This is a genomic window from Streptomyces sp. NPDC096152 (assembly GCF_044763235.1).
Taxonomy (GTDB): domain Bacteria; phylum Actinomycetota; class Actinomycetes; order Streptomycetales; family Streptomycetaceae; genus Streptomyces.
In genome coordinates, this window is sequence record NZ_JBIWFW010000005.1 from 145,722 (window position 1) to 160,196 (window position 14,475).

Genomic DNA, 14,475 nt, shown 5'->3' on the forward strand with positions numbered 1-14,475 from the left:
AAGCAGGTGGACCACCTACTCATGTGAGTAGGTGGTCCACCTGTTTCGTCTGCGCGTCCATCGCCCCCCCCCCGAGTGCCTTTACCCCTCGTGGATCGTCGCCTCAGATCCCGTCCATGACCATGGCACCGGTCTGGATCACGGGCCGGATCTGCTTCCGGTAAACCTCCTCGGTCGGGGTCGTCCCCGAGTGCCCGACGAGCCAGGAGAAACGCCGCCGAGCACCCCAGGAAGGCGCGGGTCAACGTCCATCGGGTCCCTGCCACAATCGGCTCGCTCGCCTGCCTCTACACTCCGCACACCTGTTCAACATCCCACCGTCATGGATCAGTACGGTGGGCCTGCCCTGTGGGGGGTTTCATGCGCAAGCTTGCCGTCGGCATTCTGCTGCCGTGCGCGGTGGCGCTGTCGGCGCTGACCGGTCCGGCCGCCCAGGCCGTGACCGGGGACGGAGATCTGAAGATCACAAACGTGTCGTTCAACGGTGGCAAGTCCGTCGTGGTCGGCACCACGGAGAAGAAGACCTTCATCCTGGCGATCACCGCCACGGACAGCTCCGGGATCAACGCGGCCTACTCCGACATCTGGAGCACAGCGACCGCCACCGGTTTCGGATACCACGACAACCTGGGGTGCAAGGCCGTCAACGCCACCACCGCCACCTGCTCGATGAGCTACGTCATGGACCCGGGCTACTACGGACTGGAGAACGCGCAGGCGGGGGCCTGGCAGGCATACCTGGACATCAGCTCCAAGGACCACGACGTCATAACGGAGAACTTCCCAGACAAGTTCTACGTCAAGCGGTATGCCAAGCTCACGACCGACGCCTCGCCCGAACCGGTGAGCAAGGGCGCGACGCTGACCGTGACGGGCAAGCTCAGCCGGGCCAACTGGGACGACAACGCCTATCACGGGTACGCCAACCAGTCGGTGAAGCTGCAGTTCCGCAAGGCGGGCAGCAGCACCTACACCACGGTCAAGACCGTCACCACAAGCAGCACCGGCACCCTGAGGACCACCGTCGCCGCATCCGCCGACGGCTACTGGCGCTACGCCTTCGCGGGCACCACCACGACGGCCTCCGCCAAGGCCGCCGGCGACTACGTCGACACCAAGTAGTCAGCGGGACGCCGACACCGGGCCCGTCCGGCAGCGTCCTAAGGCCGTCGCCCGGCCGGTATGAACGTCAACGACCGATCCACATGGACCTACGGCTCAGAAGTTCCCCGTGCCCAGCCCTGCCCGATCGAGCGGGGAACCACGGGGGAACGGCGGGAAGTCCCGGAGCCCGGGCAAGCGAACGGCCCCCGACCACCAACCCTGGTCAGGGGCCGTTCTCACAGCTCGTCGAGCGGAGGCGGTGGGATTTGAACCCACGGTGACATCGCTGCCACATCGGTTTCCAAGATCGTGGACCAGGCCGGGGCGGGGCCGAACGAGGCTCGAACCCGAGGATGTTCAGAAGCCAGCGGTCGAAGTAGCGCGCCTCAGCCTCCTGGTCACCCTCGACGGTCAGCCACTCACGGGCGGCAGTGATCATATGCGCCTCAGCTTGTTCCACTTCCGCAGGCCGCAACCCGACCCGATCGGTCAGCTCGCCCCAGATGAGCGCGAGCCAGTTCCCTGCTTCATCACCGTCGTCGACGGCTACTGCTGCCACCGCCCCAGAATGCCCAGAGCGTGACGACGTCTCCCTGCCGGCCGCAGGTGGCCTACCGTTCCACGTATGACTTCGATCAGCGCCGAGAACCCGCTGACCTCGGACGACGCTCGTGGGTTGCTCGCGATGCTCTCTGCCCGGGTCGAGATCGAGCGGGGCATGAGTGAGCGGGAGCTCGACCAGGTCGAGGAACGCTGGGGGTTCCGTTTCGCGCCGGAGCACCGGACGCTGCTGGGTGCAGGACTGCCAACGGGCAGCCGTCGCTGGCCCGACTGGCGGGACGGCGACGCGGAGGACCTGGCGGAGCGGTTGGCCTGGCCGATCGACGGTGTGTTGTTCGACGTGGAGCGCAACGGCTTCTGGCATCCGGAGTGGGATCAGCGGCCGAGCGGCACCCAGGACGCCTTGGATGTGGCTCGCACCTCCTTGGCCAAAATCCCGGTGATGGTGCCGATTTACTCCCACAGGTATCTGCTTGCCGACCCGGACCGCACGGGCACGCCCGTGGTGTCGATGTATCAGACGGACATCATTTGCTACGGCACGGACCTGGTCGACTACTTCCACCACGAGTTCGGTCGCTCGAGGCCGACACCGGAAGACCACCAGTACGCCACGATCCCGTTCTGGTCCTACTTCCTGGACTGATCAGCCCCGAGAGCCGTTTCCGGCCGCGCGGGGTCATCGGGACGCGCCGCCGGAGCCGTGCCGCCCGTGCGGGTTTCCGGAGTCAGGGAGCGCACAAGCCATGACGCTCCGTATACGGTGATCCCAGGGTGTGAGTCGTCGAGGCCGTGAGCGGTCGGCACGAGGGGGCAGAAGATGGTGCGGGCACCGAAGAGCGTCAATGTGAAGCTGAACCTGCGCGTGCTGGAGATCTCCGGTACCTGGGAGCCGAACGACGCGGAACGGCGGGCCGCCTGGGAGCTGTACGTCGAGTTGGTGACCCGTGTCTCGGTCGTGCCCCTGCGGACCGACGAGGGGCTGCTGCGTGACGCGCTCAGCAGTCTGTACTCCCTGTTCGGCACCACCCGGGAAGTGCTGCGCAAGTACGGCCCCGAGGTCGCGGAGCCCAAGAAGGACGGGCAGTACAACTTCGGTTACCTGGCGGTCGCCATGCTCAACTACGGCATCCGGCCGCTGCTCGCGGCCTGGCACCCCGTCCTGGAGGACTGGGAGAGCCGGCGTCCCGCAGACCGCTCGCGCCGGGACCACGAGCAGGCCTGGGAACTGGCCGGCGACCTGCGCTCCTCCCTGCGCGACACCCGGGCGATCCTCACCGAGTACGCCGACCTCCTGGCCAGTGCCTGCGGTGTCCCGAACCTCCTCCAGGCGGTACCCGGGGAAACGGTCTGAGGCGCCGCACCTCCCTTCGGGCACCTGACCTCCGGCGGCCGTTCTTCGTCGGAGTCCGCTCTGTGCCCTCCCCCGCCGCTCCGGGCACAGGGTGAACCCCTGGGGGTGGGGGCGAAGGGGCTTGACCGTCCGAGGGGGCGGTTCTGGAACCGGTCGTCCCGGTGCGGCAGTCTTCTTCCTCGTGGGGAGCGTTCCGTATCAAGGGAGTGCGCCGGGTTACTCGGGCGCGCACATGGTGGTGTGCGGCGACGACGGGCTCGCGCACCGGCTGGCCGCCGAGTTGCGTGGTGTCTACGGTGAGCAGGTCACGCTGGTCGTGCCGCCCTCCGAGCGCGGCGTCCGCCCGCCGGTGGTCGGCCGGGGCCGGGCCGCTTCGGCGTTGCTGGACCGGGTGGTCAGCGCCGCCGTGGGCCGGGCCGGCGGCAACGGGGGCAACAGCGCCAACAGCGCCGGTGGCACCGGCGGCGGGTCGGCCTCTGAGGCCGATCACCTTCTGGAGGCGGCCACGCTGACCGACGCCGTGCTCGTGGCGGCGGGTGTGGAGCAGGCGGCCGCGCTGGCGCTCGTGTACGACGACGACGAGACCAACATCCGCGCCGCCCTGACCGCCCGCAGGATCAATCCGCGGCTGCGGCTCGTCCTGCGCCTGTACAACCGGCGGTTGGGGCAGCACATCGAGGAACTCCTCGACCAGGCGGCCGTGTTGGCCGTCGGCAGCGACGACGCCTTCGGGGCCGACGCGTCCACCACCGTGCTGTCCGACGCCGACACGGCCGCGCCCGCCCTGGCCGCCAGCGCCGTCGCCGGCACCAGCAAGGTCGTCCAGACCGACGGACTGCTGCTGCGCGCGGTGGAACGGCCGCCGCCCGCGCCGGGGCAGGTCGCCGATCCCGGGCTGTGCACCCTGGCGCTGCTGTCGGCGACCAGCACCGACCCGGCGGGCGCGGACGGCTCCGAGGGCAGCGGGGAGCAGCGGCCCCGGCTGCTGCCCGACGAGGCGGCGGTACGCGAGGCCACCGGGCGCGGGACCGTGGTGCTGGAGCAGGTGTCGTACGCCGGCCCGGCGCTGTCCGCGGGGCGCGGGACCGGCGTCGTACCGTCGCTCACGTCGTTGTTCTCGCGGCGGCTGCGGTGGTCGCTGGCGGGGCTCGTGGGATGCGTGTTCGCGCTCGCGGTGGCGTTGTGGGTGGTGACCGGGATCCATCCGCTCGGTGCCCTGTATCTGACGCTGCTCGACCTGTTCGCCATCGACGACCCGGCCCTCGGCCGGTCCATCGGGCGGCAGATTCTTCAACTCCTCTCCGGACTGGTGGGGTTGCTGCTGCTGCCGGTGCTGCTGGCCGCGGTACTGGAGGCGCTGGGAACCTTCCGGTCGGCGTCCGCGCTGCGCAAGCCGCCGCGCGGGCTCGGGGGGCACGTCGTGCTGCTGGGGCTGGGGAAGATCGGCACCCGGGTGCTGACGCGGCTGCGGGAGCTGGACATTCCGGTGGTGTGCGTGGAGTCCGGGCCCGAGGCGCGGGGGCTGGCGACGGCCCGGCGGCTGCGGGTGCCGGTGGTGCTCGGGGACGTCACGCAGGAGGGCGTCCTGGAGGCCGCGAAGATCCACCGCGCCCATGCGCTGCTCGCGGTGACGAGCGCCGACACGACGAACCTGGAGGCCGTGCTGTACGCGCGGTCGGTACGTCCCGACCTGCGCGTCGTGCTGCGCCTGTACGACGACGACTTCGCCACCGCCGTGTACCGCACCCTGCGGGCCGCGCACCCGCACGCGCTGACGCGCAGCCGCAGCGTGTCGCACCTGGCGGCGCCCGCGTTCGCCGGGGCGATGTTCGGGCGGCAGATCCTCGGGGCGATCCCCGTGGAGCGGCGGGTGCTGCTGTTCGCGGCCGTGGAGGTGGGCGGGCACCCGCAGCTGGAGGGCCGGACGGTCGCGGAGGCGTTCCGCGCGGGGTACTGGCGGGTGCTGGCCCTGGAGGCGGGCCTGACGGCACAGCAGCGGCGGGAGCCGGCCGCGGAGGCGGCGGCCGAGGACACCGGGCGGCCCTCGGGGCTGGTGTGGAACCTGCCCGGCACCTACGTTCTGCGCGCCGAGGACCGCGTGGTGCTGGCGGCGACCCGGCGGGGCCTGGCGGAACTGCTGGGGCGCCGGGGCCGGGAGCGGGCGGGCACGTAGGCACCCACCCGCCCGCACGGGGCCGTCGGCTATCTCGGCAGGTGGCGTTCCGCGAAGTCCAGTTCCAGGCGGACCTGCTTGATGCGCTCGTCCACCACCAGCGAGCCGTGGCCCGCTTCGTAGCGGTAGACCTCGTGGACGGCGCCGCGGGCGTCCAGGCGCTTGACGTAGTTCTCGATCTGGCGGATGGGGCAGCGCGGGTCGTTCACCCCGGCGGAGATGTACACCGGGGCCTTGACCTGGTCCACGTAGGTCAGGGGCGAGGACGCCTCGAAGCGCTTGGGGACCTCTTCCGGGGTGCCGCCGAGCAGCGTGCGGTCCATGGCCTTCAGCGCCTCCATCTCGTCGTGGTACGCCGTGACGTAGTCGGCGACCGGGACCGCCGCGATGCCCAGCGTCCACGCCCCCGGCTGGACGCCGAGGCCGAGCAGGGTGAGGTAGCCGCCCCAGGAGCCGCCGGTGAGGATCAGGCGCTCGGGGTCGGCGAGACCGGAGCCGATCGCCCACTCGCGCACGGCCGCGATGTCCTCCAGCTCGATCAGGCCGACACGGTGCTTCAGGGCGTCGGTCCACGCGCGGCCGTAGCCCGTGGAGCCCCGGTAGTTCACCCGGACCACGGCGTATCCGTGGTCGACCCAGGCGGCCGGGCCCGCGGCGAAGGAGTCGCTGTCGTGCCAGGTGGGGCCGCCGTGGATGTCGAAGACGGTGGGGAGCGGGCCGGTCGCGCCCGCCGGGCGCTGCACGAGGGCGTGGATACGGCCGCCGGGGCCCTCCACCCACACGTCCTCCACCGGCACCGACCCCGGGGACCTCATTCCGGGCGGGTCCAGGACCACCTCGCCCGTGGTGGAGCGCACGGCGGGCGGCTCGGCCGCCGAGGACCACAGGTACTCCACACTGCCGTCGGGGCGGGCCGTCGCCCCGGAGACCGTGCCGGGCGGGGTGGCGATCCGGGCGAGCTCGCGGCTCGCCAGGTCGTAGCGGAACAGCTCGCTGCGGGCCTCGAAACTGTGCGCGATGAGCAGACCGGTGCCGTCCGGGTACCACTCCGCGCTCACGTCGCCGGGCAGGTCGAGGGCCAGGTCCGTCTCCTCGCCGGTGGCGACGTCCCACACCAGCGGCTCCCAGCGGCCGCGCCGCTGATGACCGATGAGCAGCCGGGTGTCGCCGTCGACCGGCGCGAAGCCCAGCACCTCGAGGCCCAGTTCCTGGGTGCCGCCCTTGGTGTCGTCCAGCTCGGCGACCGTGGTGCCGTCCGGGCGCAGCACGCGCAGCGCCGAGTGCATCGCGTCGCCGTGCTCGGTGTGCTCGACGGCGATCAGCGAGCCGTCGTGGGAGAGGTCGCCGACGCCCGCCGACTCGCGGTGGCGGTAGATCTCGGCGACGGTCCCGCCGGCCCGCGCGAGGTGGATGGTCGTGCCGTCCTCGTCCGTGGAGCGGCCCACCACCGCCGTCCGGCCGTCCCGGCCGAGCGCCAGGCCCGCCGGGTACGACGGGTCCAGGCCGGCCGCGGCCGGCTCGTCCGGTCCACCGGTGAAGGGCTGGCGGCGCCAGACGCCGAACTCGTCGCCGTCCTTGTCGTCGAACCACCAGATCCACTGGCCGTCGGGGGAGAGCACACCGTCCGTCGTGCCGTTCGGCCGGTCCGTGACCTGGCGTTGCTCACCCGTCGCACGGTCCCAGGCGTACAGCTCGTACGTCCCCGTCGCGTTCGACACGAACAGGGAGCGGTCCGGTGCGTCCTCCGCCCAGTCCGGCAGCGACACCCGGGGCGCCCGGAAGCGCTTCTCCCACTCCGGCATCTTTTCGGTCTGTTCCCGCTGATCCCGCGCGTCGGACCCGTTGCTCTCAGTCATGGCCCCATAGTGCCTGCTCCGGCCGACAATTCGCGGTCGGGGCCCCCAGCCTGTGGACAACTTCGACCGGGCCCTTCCGATCCCCTTACGATTCCCGTCCGGCCGCGGTTCGGTCCGGCAGCGGATTCCGCTCATGTACTCGCTCAGAGCGGCCCGGGACCGACCCACGACCGACCCGGGACCGACCCAGGGCCGACCCCGGACCGACCCGGGAACGGCCCCGGACCGACCCGGGAACGGCCCAGGACCGACCCGGGGCCGCCCCGCGGCCCGGTGGTGCCCGGCGGCCCCGTACCGTTGAGGGCGTGTACCGGTTTCTGCTGACGCCCCGCTGGTGGGGCATCAACGTCTTCGTGCTGCTCGCCATCCCCTTCTGCGTGTTCATGGGGTCGTGGCAGCTGAGCCGGTTCGAGGCGCGGGTGCAGGACCACCGCACGGCGAGCGCCCGGGCCGCGTCGGACCGCCGGGAGGCTGCCCGCCCGGTGGCCGAGCTGCTGCCGGTGGACAAGCGGACGTCCGGCAGGCAGGCCACCGCCACCGGCCGGTACGGCAAGCAGCTGCTGGTCCCGGACCGCGAGCTGGACGGCAGGCGCGGGTACTACGTGCTCACGCTGCTGCGGACCGGCTCCGGCAAGGCGCTGCCGGTGGTGCGGGGCTGGCTGCCGGGGAAGGCGGACCCGGCCAAGGCTCCGGCTCCTCCCGCCGGCGAGGTCACGGTCACCGGCGCCCTGCAGGCGTCGGAGACACCGGGGGACAACGGGGTCGGCACCCAGGGCGGCCTCCCGGCCGGGCAGACCGGCGCGATCAGCGCCGCCTCACTGGTGAATCTCGTGCCGTACGACGTGTACGACGCGTGGATCACACTCGGCGCGGGCGACTCCGGGATGAAGGCCGTGCCGGCCACGGCGCCGGCGAACACCGGGCTGGACCTGAAGGCGTTCCAGAACCTCGGCTACACCGGTGAGTGGTTCGTCTTCGCCGGGTTCGTGGTGTTCATGTGGTTCCGGCTGGTGCGGCGTGAGGTCGAGTACGTCCGGGACGCCGAGCTGGGCCTGGTGCCGGACCCGGACCCGGACGAGGAGCACGCCACGGTGTGAGCGCCGCGGCGTGGGCCCCGCAGTGCGGGCCCCACGGCGTGGGCCTCGCGGCGTGGGCCTCGCGGTGCGGGCGGCGGGGTGTGCCGGGCGCGTGGGCGGCGGACCGGCCGGCCCGTGCCGCCACCTGGGGCACGGGCCTGGGCACGGGCGCGCCCCGCCATCGCGCGCCCCCGCTCCTCAGGACGTCGCCAGCACTCCGGTCCGGTAGATCGTGCCCGCACAGGCGTTCGATACCACGGTGGAGACCGTCGGTGAGCCCGCCTCCGGGGTGTGGGAGACCACGACGCTTCCGTCCGCCGTGCCGCCCTCCGTCATCAGCTGCGGGGACGTGCCCGGGTCGGTTCCGGTGGTGGTGCTGCCGGTCGCGCTCGCGTCCTGGCTGGGCGACGGGTCCGGCGAGGGGCCGCCGGTCTCCGTGCCACCGGTGGTGCCGGTGCCGCCGCCGCCCGTGGTGGGGCAGGTCTCCGAGGGCACCCAGGCGAACTTCACCTCGTACGCCGAACCCGGCAGGAGCACCAGCCCGGACACCTCGGTGGAGGGGTCGGGCAGTCCGGCCGCCGCGTCGCCCGAGGTGTGGGCCACCACGCTGATCTTCGTCGGGTCGGCCGCGCCCTGCGCCTGCGGGGTCACGCCGCCGGGGCCGCCGACGGTGCAGCTGGAGGCCGAGACGTTGGTGATGTGGAAGGTGCCGTAGACCACGCCCGCGGAGTCCGGGGCGTCGACCGTGGCGGTGGCCGAGCCGAGCTGGGTGGCCGCGCACACCGGTGCGCTGGTTCCGGTGCCGGTCGAGGGGGTGCCGGTGCCGCCGGTGGATCCACTGCCGGCACCGGTGGCCGTGCCGCCCTTGTGGTCCTTCCTGCCGCCGCCCTTGTCCTGCTCGGAGGTCCGGCCGGAGGGCCCGCCGGCGGTGCTCGCCCCGCCGTCCGGGCCCTTGCCCCCGCCCGTGCCGCCCTGCGCCTGCGAGGCCTGGCCGGCGATGGCCGGGTTGGCGTCGGAGCCGGTGGAGCCGGAGACGTGCACCAGGGCCGGGATGGCGGTGCCGATGAACAGGGCGGCGGCCGCCATGCCGACGGCTGCCTGCCGCTTGCGGGCCCGCCGGGCCGGCACCGCACGTCGGAGGTGGTCCAGCGTGCCGTCGACCGGCTCGATGTCCCGCACCGCCTGGTGCAGCATGCTGCGCAGATCCAGCTCTTCCGAGTCGAACCCCTCGGGGCCCTTTTCGTCGGGGCTGTGGTTCACGGTTCCGTTCCCAGCGTGCGATTGCGTGTCGTCCTGCTCGTGTGGCCGCGTCGGCTCGTGCCACGCGTAGGGCTCGTGCCGCTCGTGCGAGTTGCGCCCCTCGCCGTGCTCGCTCATACCGGCGCCTCCATGGCGACGCGCAGCGCCGCGATGCCGCGCGAGCCGTACGCCTTGACCGATCCGAGCGATATCCCGAGGGTCTCGGCGACCTGGGCCTCGGTCATGTCCGCGAAGTAGCGCAGCACCAGCACCTCGCGCTGGCGGCGCTGCAGACCCTTCATCGCCTTGATCAGGGAGTCGCGCTCCAGCTGGTCGTAGGCGCCCTCCTCGGCGCTCGCCATGTCCGGCATCGGCTTGGACAGCAGCTTCAGGCCGAGGATGCGGCGACGCAGGGCCGAGCGGGAGAGGTTCACCACCGTCTGCCGCAGGTAGGCGAGGGTCTTCTCGGGGTCGCGGACGCGCTTGCGGGCCGAGTGGACGCGGATGAAGGCCTCCTGCACGACGTCCTCGCAGGAGGCGGTGTCGTCGAGGAGGAGGGCGGCGAGACCGAGCAGCGAGCGGTAGTGGGCGCGGTAGGTCTCGGTGAGGTGGTCGACGGTGGTGCCGGCCGCCACGCCGCCCTCGGCGCCGTCACGCTGGTTCGGTATGCGGGCGGGCCGCGCGGCGGGCATGGGCGCGATCACCGGCATGCCGCCGGGCGTGCCGGCCATGCGCGGACGGAGCGCCGCGCGGGGCGGCCGCAAGGCCGTGCCGCGGGTCGCCGCTGGGAGTACCCCCTGCTCGAAGAGCGCGGGGGAGAAGTCGAGTACCTCTGCCACGCCAGTTGGACACGTCTACCCCCTCGGAGGTTGTACGTGCCGGGCATCACTTTTGCGTCCGATCGCGCCTCCGACAACGTTCTCGCGTCAGGCAGCGCGTCAGACGGCTCCTCACATGCCCACATGCGTCCCGCTCTTCCCCTGTGTCCTCATTGACCGGGGCGTCCCCACGCCCCGGAGCGTCCACGCCCCCCGAAGGGCGACCGCAAAGACGCTCCCCGCCCTCCGCGTGGTTGCGGAGGGCGGGGAGGAAAATCTTCGGACGTCGAGACGGCGCGGATCAAGCGGTCCGGACCATCGACTGGATCACGCTCTTACGTGAATCCTACAAATGATTCACGCCGCAGTCAGGGGATTTCCCGCGGTAACAGTGAAACTCACCCCGGCTCGGCCGCCACCAGCTCCGCGATCTGCGCCGTGTTCAGAGCCGCGCCCTTGCGCAGGTTGTCGCCGCAGACGAAGAACTCCAGCGCCGTGGGGTCGTCGAGCGCCCGCCGCAGTCGCCCGACCCAGGTGGGGTCGGTGCCCACCACGTCGGCGGGCGTCGGGAACTCACCGGCGGCCGGGTCGTCGCACAGGACCACCCCGGGGGCCGTGGCGAGGATCTCGCGGGCCCGGTCGACGGTGACCTCGTCCTCGAAGCGGGCGTGGACGGTGAGGGAGTCCGCGGTGATCACCGGGACCCGGACACAGGTCACGGCGACCGGCAGCCGCGGCAGGCCGAGGATCTTGCGGGACTCGTCCCGCACCTTCATCTCCTCCGAGGACCAGCCGTCGTCGCACAGCGTCCCGGCCCAGGGCACCACGTTCAGCGCGACCGGCTCCGGGAACGGCCCGGTGTCGTCCCCGAGGGCGCGCCGCACGTCACCGGGGTTGGTCCCCAGCTCCGTGCCCGCGACCAGGGACAGCTGCCGGCGCAGCGTCTCGACGCCGGCCCGCCCGGCACCGCTCACCGCCTGGTACGAGGAGACGACCAGCTCGCGCAGCCCGAACTCGGCGTGCAGCGCGCCCAGCGCCACGATCATGGACAGGGTCGTGCAGTGCGGGCTGGCGATGATCCCGCGCGGGCGCCGCCGCGCCGCGTACGGGTTGACCTCGGGCACGACCAGCGGCACGTCGCCGTCGCAGCGGAAGACGCCGGAGTTGTCGACCACCACGGCGCCCCGGTCCACAGCCACCGGCGCCCACTGGGCGGCGACCTGGTCGGGGACGTCGAACAGGGCGATGTCCACACCGTCGAAGGCCGCCTCGGTGAGCGGGACCACCTCGACCTCCTCGCCGCGCACGGCCAGCTTGCGGCCGGCCGAGCGCGGCGAGGCGATCAGGCGGATCTCGCCCCAGATGTCCGCGCGCTGGGACAGGATCCGGAGCAGGACCGTGCCGACGGCTCCGGTCGCACCCACGACCGCGAGCGTCGGTCGGACGGTCATCGTCGTACGCCTCCGTACGAGGGGGCGGTGGTCACCGCCCGGTGCGAGGGGGCGGTCACCGCCCGGTGCCTCCGTAGACGACGGCCTCGTCGCTGTCGGAGTCGAGCCCGAAGGCGGTGTGCACGGCGCGCACGGCCTCCGGCACGTCGTCCTTGCGGGTGACCACCGAGATACGGATCTCGGAGGTCGAGATCAGCTCGATGTTCACGCCCGCGTCGGACAGCGCGGTGAAGAAGTCGGCCGTGACGCCCGGGTTGGTCTTCATCCCGGCGCCGACGAGGGAGATCTTGCCGATCTGGTCGTCGTAGCGCAGCGAGTCGAAGCCGATGCCGCCGCGGTTCTTCTCCAGCGCGTCGATGGCCTTGCGGCCCTCGGTCTTCGGCAGCGTGAAGGAGATGTCCGTCAGGCCCGTGGAGGCAGCGGACACGTTCTGCACGACCATGTCGATGTTGATCTCGGCGTCCGCGATCGCGCGGAAGATCGAGGCGGCCTCGCCCGGCTTGTCGGGCACGCCGACGACCGTGATCTTGGCCTCGGAGGTGTCGTGCGCGACACCGGAGATGATGGCCTGCTCCACCTTCTTTTCCCCTCGCTCGATCGGCTCGCTGCTGACCCAGGTGCCCTGCAGCCCACTGAAGGAGGAGCGGACGTGGATCGGGATGTTGTACCGGCGCGCGTACTCCACACAGCGGTGGAGCAGCACCTTGGAGCCGGACGCGGCCAGCTCCAGCATGTCCTCGAAGGAGATCCAGTCGATCTTCCGGGCCTTCTTCACCACGCGCGGGTCGGCGGTGAACACGCCGTCGACGTCGGTGTAGATCTCGCAGACCCCGGCGTCGAGGGCGGCCGCGAGCGCCACGGCGGTGGTGTCGGAACCACCGCGCCCCAGGGTCGTGATGTCCTTCTTGTCCTGGCTGACGCCCTGGAAACCGGCGACGATGGCGATGTTGCCCTCGTCCAGGGCGGTCCGGATGCGGCCCGGCGTGACGTCGATGATCCGGGCTTTGTTGTGGACCGAGTCGGTGATGACACCTGCCTGGCTGCCGGTGAACGACTGGGCCTTGTGGCCCAGGTTCTTGATCGCCATGGCCAGCAGGGCCATGGAGATCCGCTCTCCGGCGGTCAGCAGCATGTCGAGCTCGCGTCCGGCAGGGATCGGGGATACCTGCTCGGCGAGATCGATCAGCTCGTCCGTCGTGTCGCCCATCGCGGAAACGACCACGACAACGTCGTTGCCGTTCTTCTTCGCTTCCACGATTCGCTTGGCGACGCGCTTGATGCCCTCGGCATCGGCAACGGAGGAGCCTCCGTACTTCTGCACGACAAGGCCCACGTGCGCTCCTCGCTCAGTCCGTCTCTGTCGCATCCGCGCAGTCGCGGTGCGGTCGGCTCAGTCTATCGAGCGTCCGAAATTCCCCTCTGCGATATCGCATGGTGAGATGTCCGGACGCCTCTGTCTCAGGACGGCTCATGCCCAGACAGCGCCCGGCCACTCGGAAAGTGCCCGGGGTCACAGAGGGGCAGCCCCGCCGACGGGCACAGGCACACGGACGGGTTACCGACAGCCCTACGGGTGCGTCCGCAGACCCAGCGGTCCCGCGATCTCCTGAGCCATGACCTTCCCGGCCTCGAACTCCAGCGTGTCGTCGCCCATGCCCTGGTCGGTGTCCAGGCCGTCGAGCTCCTCCAGGGGCTGGTTCAGGCGGACGTGGGCGACCAGGGACTGCAGGGCGCGCAGGGTGGCGGAGGCGGTGGAGCCCCAGTTGGAGAAGTAGGAGAACTGCCACCACCACATGGCCTCGGCGGTGCGGCCGGCCCGGTAGTGGGACATGCCGTGACGCAGGTCGGTGACGACGTCCGCCAGGTCGTCGGAGATGCGGGCGGGGACGGGCGCACGGCGCGGCTCGTAGGGGTCGAAGACCTCGGAGTAGACGTCGATCGGCTCCAGCAGGCGGGCCAGGTTCTCGCGGAGTTTGTCGACGTCCTGCTCGGGGCCGGAGTCGGGCTCGTAGCGCTCGTCGGGGAGGAAGTCCTCGTGCGCGCCGAGACGGCCGCCGGCCAGCAGCAGCTGGGAGACCTCCAGCAGGAGGAAGGGCACCGCGGAGTCCGGCTCGTCGCCCTTGGCCACCTCGGTGACCGCGACCAGGAAGCTCTCGATCTGGTCGGCGATCTGGACCGCGAAGTCGTCCGGGTTGCGGTTGGTCGCGTGCAGCGTCGCGTCAGACATCTAGGAGTCGTCTCCCCTCGAAGGCGCGGCCGAGGGTCACCTCGTCCGCGTATTCCAGGTCGCCACCCACCGGGAGGCCGCTGGCCAGGCGGGTGACCTTCAGGCCCATCGGCTTGATCATGCGGGCGAGGTACGTCGCCGTCGCCTCGCCCTCGAGGTTGGGGTCCGTGGCGAGGATCAGCTCGGTGACCGTGCCGTCCGCCAGCCGGGCCAGGAGTTCCCTGATGCGCAGGTCGTCCGGGCCGACGCCCTCGATGGGGCTGATCGCGCCGCCGAGGACGTGGTACCGGCCGCGGAACTCGCGCGTGCGCTCGATGGCCACGACGTCCTTCGGCTCCTCCACGACGCAGATGACGGCGGGGTCGCGGCGCGGGTCGCGGCAGATCCCGCACAGCTCCTCCTGCGCCACGTTGCCGCAGGTCGCGCAGAAGCGGACCTTCGCCTTCACCTCGAGCAGGGCATGGGCGAGCCGCCGTACGTCCGTCGGTTCCGCCTGCAGGATGTGGAAGGCGATCCGCTGCGCGCTCTTGGGACCGACGCCGGGCAGCCGCCCCAGCTCGTCGATGAGGTCCTGGACCACGCCTTCGTACAACGGAGTGCCTTCCTGCGTCGGGTG

Annotated in this window: 13 protein-coding genes; 5 read left to right on the forward strand and 8 right to left on the reverse strand. The window is 71.6% G+C overall.

Annotation, left to right across the window (positions count from 1 at the left end; genetic code table 11):
- Positions 1-360: 360 nt before the first annotated feature.
- Positions 361-1,122 carry a calcium-binding protein gene (locus tag ACIQ9G_RS18385; protein ID WP_403610367.1) on the forward strand — a complete coding sequence of 254 codons (762 nt, stop codon included), beginning with the start codon at positions 361-363 and terminating at the stop codon, positions 1,120-1,122.
- Positions 1,123-1,327: 205 nt separating this feature from the next.
- Here the strand turns inward: ACIQ9G_RS18385 and ACIQ9G_RS18390 are convergent, their stop codons facing one another.
- Positions 1,328-1,663 carry a hypothetical protein gene (locus ACIQ9G_RS18390; RefSeq protein ID WP_403610369.1) on the reverse strand — a complete coding sequence of 112 codons (336 nt, stop codon included), beginning with the start codon at positions 1,661-1,663 and terminating at the stop codon, positions 1,328-1,330.
- A gap of 66 nt (positions 1,664-1,729) precedes the next feature.
- On the opposite strand from ACIQ9G_RS18390, the gene ACIQ9G_RS18395 reads away from it, so the two are divergent.
- From ACIQ9G_RS18395 to ACIQ9G_RS18405, 3 genes are all read left to right on the forward strand, one after another.
- Complete coding sequence (locus ACIQ9G_RS18395) at positions 1,730-2,311, forward strand: hypothetical protein (RefSeq protein ID WP_403610371.1); 582 nt, start codon at positions 1,730-1,732, stop codon at positions 2,309-2,311.
- Positions 2,312-2,485: 174 nt separating this feature from the next.
- The gene (locus tag ACIQ9G_RS18400) at positions 2,486-3,019 is read left to right on the forward strand and encodes a hypothetical protein (RefSeq protein ID WP_403610373.1); all 534 of its coding nucleotides are present in this window, start codon (positions 2,486-2,488) and stop codon (positions 3,017-3,019) included.
- 232 nt (positions 3,020-3,251) lie between these two features.
- Complete coding sequence (locus ACIQ9G_RS18405) at positions 3,252-5,192, forward strand: NAD-binding protein (protein WP_403610375.1); 1,941 nt, start codon at positions 3,252-3,254, stop codon at positions 5,190-5,192.
- A gap of 29 nt (positions 5,193-5,221) precedes the next feature.
- Here ACIQ9G_RS18405 and ACIQ9G_RS18410 read toward each other — a convergent pair whose 3' ends face one another.
- Positions 5,222-7,048, reverse strand: a complete 1,827-nt coding sequence (locus ACIQ9G_RS18410; protein WP_403610377.1) for a prolyl oligopeptidase family serine peptidase — start codon at positions 7,046-7,048, stop codon at positions 5,222-5,224.
- Between the two features lie 305 nt (positions 7,049-7,353).
- Between ACIQ9G_RS18410 and ACIQ9G_RS18415 the strand changes: the two genes are divergently transcribed.
- Entirely contained in the window at positions 7,354-8,145 is a 792-nt protein-coding gene (locus ACIQ9G_RS18415; protein ID WP_403610379.1) for an SURF1 family protein, read from the forward strand.
- A 177-nt stretch (positions 8,146-8,322) separates the two neighbouring features.
- Here the strand turns inward: ACIQ9G_RS18415 and ACIQ9G_RS18420 are convergent, their stop codons facing one another.
- From ACIQ9G_RS18420 to recR, 6 genes are all read right to left on the reverse strand, one after another.
- A complete protein-coding gene (locus ACIQ9G_RS18420) occupies positions 8,323-9,501 on the reverse strand; it encodes a hypothetical protein (RefSeq protein ID WP_403610381.1) in 1,179 nt (392 codons plus the stop codon).
- Positions 9,498-10,073 carry a SigE family RNA polymerase sigma factor gene (locus ACIQ9G_RS18425; RefSeq protein ID WP_403611269.1) on the reverse strand — a complete coding sequence of 192 codons (576 nt, stop codon included), beginning with the start codon at positions 10,071-10,073 and terminating at the stop codon, positions 9,498-9,500. The genes ACIQ9G_RS18420 and ACIQ9G_RS18425 overlap by 4 nt, the downstream gene beginning before the upstream one ends.
- Before the next feature lie 506 nt (positions 10,074-10,579).
- Positions 10,580-11,632, reverse strand: a complete 1,053-nt coding sequence (locus ACIQ9G_RS18430; protein WP_403610383.1) for an aspartate-semialdehyde dehydrogenase — start codon at positions 11,630-11,632, stop codon at positions 10,580-10,582.
- Between the two features lie 55 nt (positions 11,633-11,687).
- Positions 11,688-12,965 (reverse strand): aspartate kinase, encoded by a 1,278-nt coding sequence (locus ACIQ9G_RS18435; RefSeq protein WP_403610385.1) that lies wholly within the window; start codon positions 12,963-12,965, stop codon positions 11,688-11,690.
- Between the two features lie 234 nt (positions 12,966-13,199).
- Positions 13,200-13,859 (reverse strand): DUF5063 domain-containing protein, encoded by a 660-nt coding sequence (locus tag ACIQ9G_RS18440; protein WP_392192296.1) that lies wholly within the window; start codon positions 13,857-13,859, stop codon positions 13,200-13,202.
- Positions 13,852-14,451, reverse strand: a complete 600-nt coding sequence (gene recR, locus ACIQ9G_RS18445; RefSeq protein WP_391679877.1) for a recombination mediator RecR — start codon at positions 14,449-14,451, stop codon at positions 13,852-13,854. The genes ACIQ9G_RS18440 and recR overlap by 8 nt, the downstream gene beginning before the upstream one ends.
- Positions 14,452-14,475: the final 24 nt, after the last annotated feature.

Bases quoted from the DNA above. Each gene is read 5' to 3' on its own strand.
- ACIQ9G_RS18385 (WP_403610367.1), top strand. From the start codon at position 361: ATGCGCAAGCTTGCCGTCGGCATTCTGCTGCCGTGCGCGGTGGCGCTG.
- ACIQ9G_RS18395 (WP_403610371.1), top strand. From the start codon at position 1,730: ATGACTTCGATCAGCGCCGAGAACCCGCTGACCTCGGACGACGCTCGT.
- ACIQ9G_RS18400 (WP_403610373.1), top strand. From the start codon at position 2,486: ATGGTGCGGGCACCGAAGAGCGTCAATGTGAAGCTGAACCTGCGCGTG.
- ACIQ9G_RS18405 (WP_403610375.1), top strand. From the start codon at position 3,252: ATGGTGGTGTGCGGCGACGACGGGCTCGCGCACCGGCTGGCCGCCGAG.
- ACIQ9G_RS18410 (WP_403610377.1), bottom strand. From the start codon at position 7,048: ATGACTGAGAGCAACGGGTCCGACGCGCGGGATCAGCGGGAACAGACC.
- ACIQ9G_RS18420 (WP_403610381.1), bottom strand. From the start codon at position 9,501: ATGAGCGAGCACGGCGAGGGGCGCAACTCGCACGAGCGGCACGAGCCC.
- ACIQ9G_RS18425 (WP_403611269.1), bottom strand. From the start codon at position 10,073: ATGCCGGTGATCGCGCCCATGCCCGCCGCGCGGCCCGCCCGCATACCG.
- ACIQ9G_RS18430 (WP_403610383.1), bottom strand. From the start codon at position 11,632: ATGACCGTCCGACCGACGCTCGCGGTCGTGGGTGCGACCGGAGCCGTC.
- ACIQ9G_RS18440 (WP_392192296.1), bottom strand. From the start codon at position 13,859: ATGTCTGACGCGACGCTGCACGCGACCAACCGCAACCCGGACGACTTC.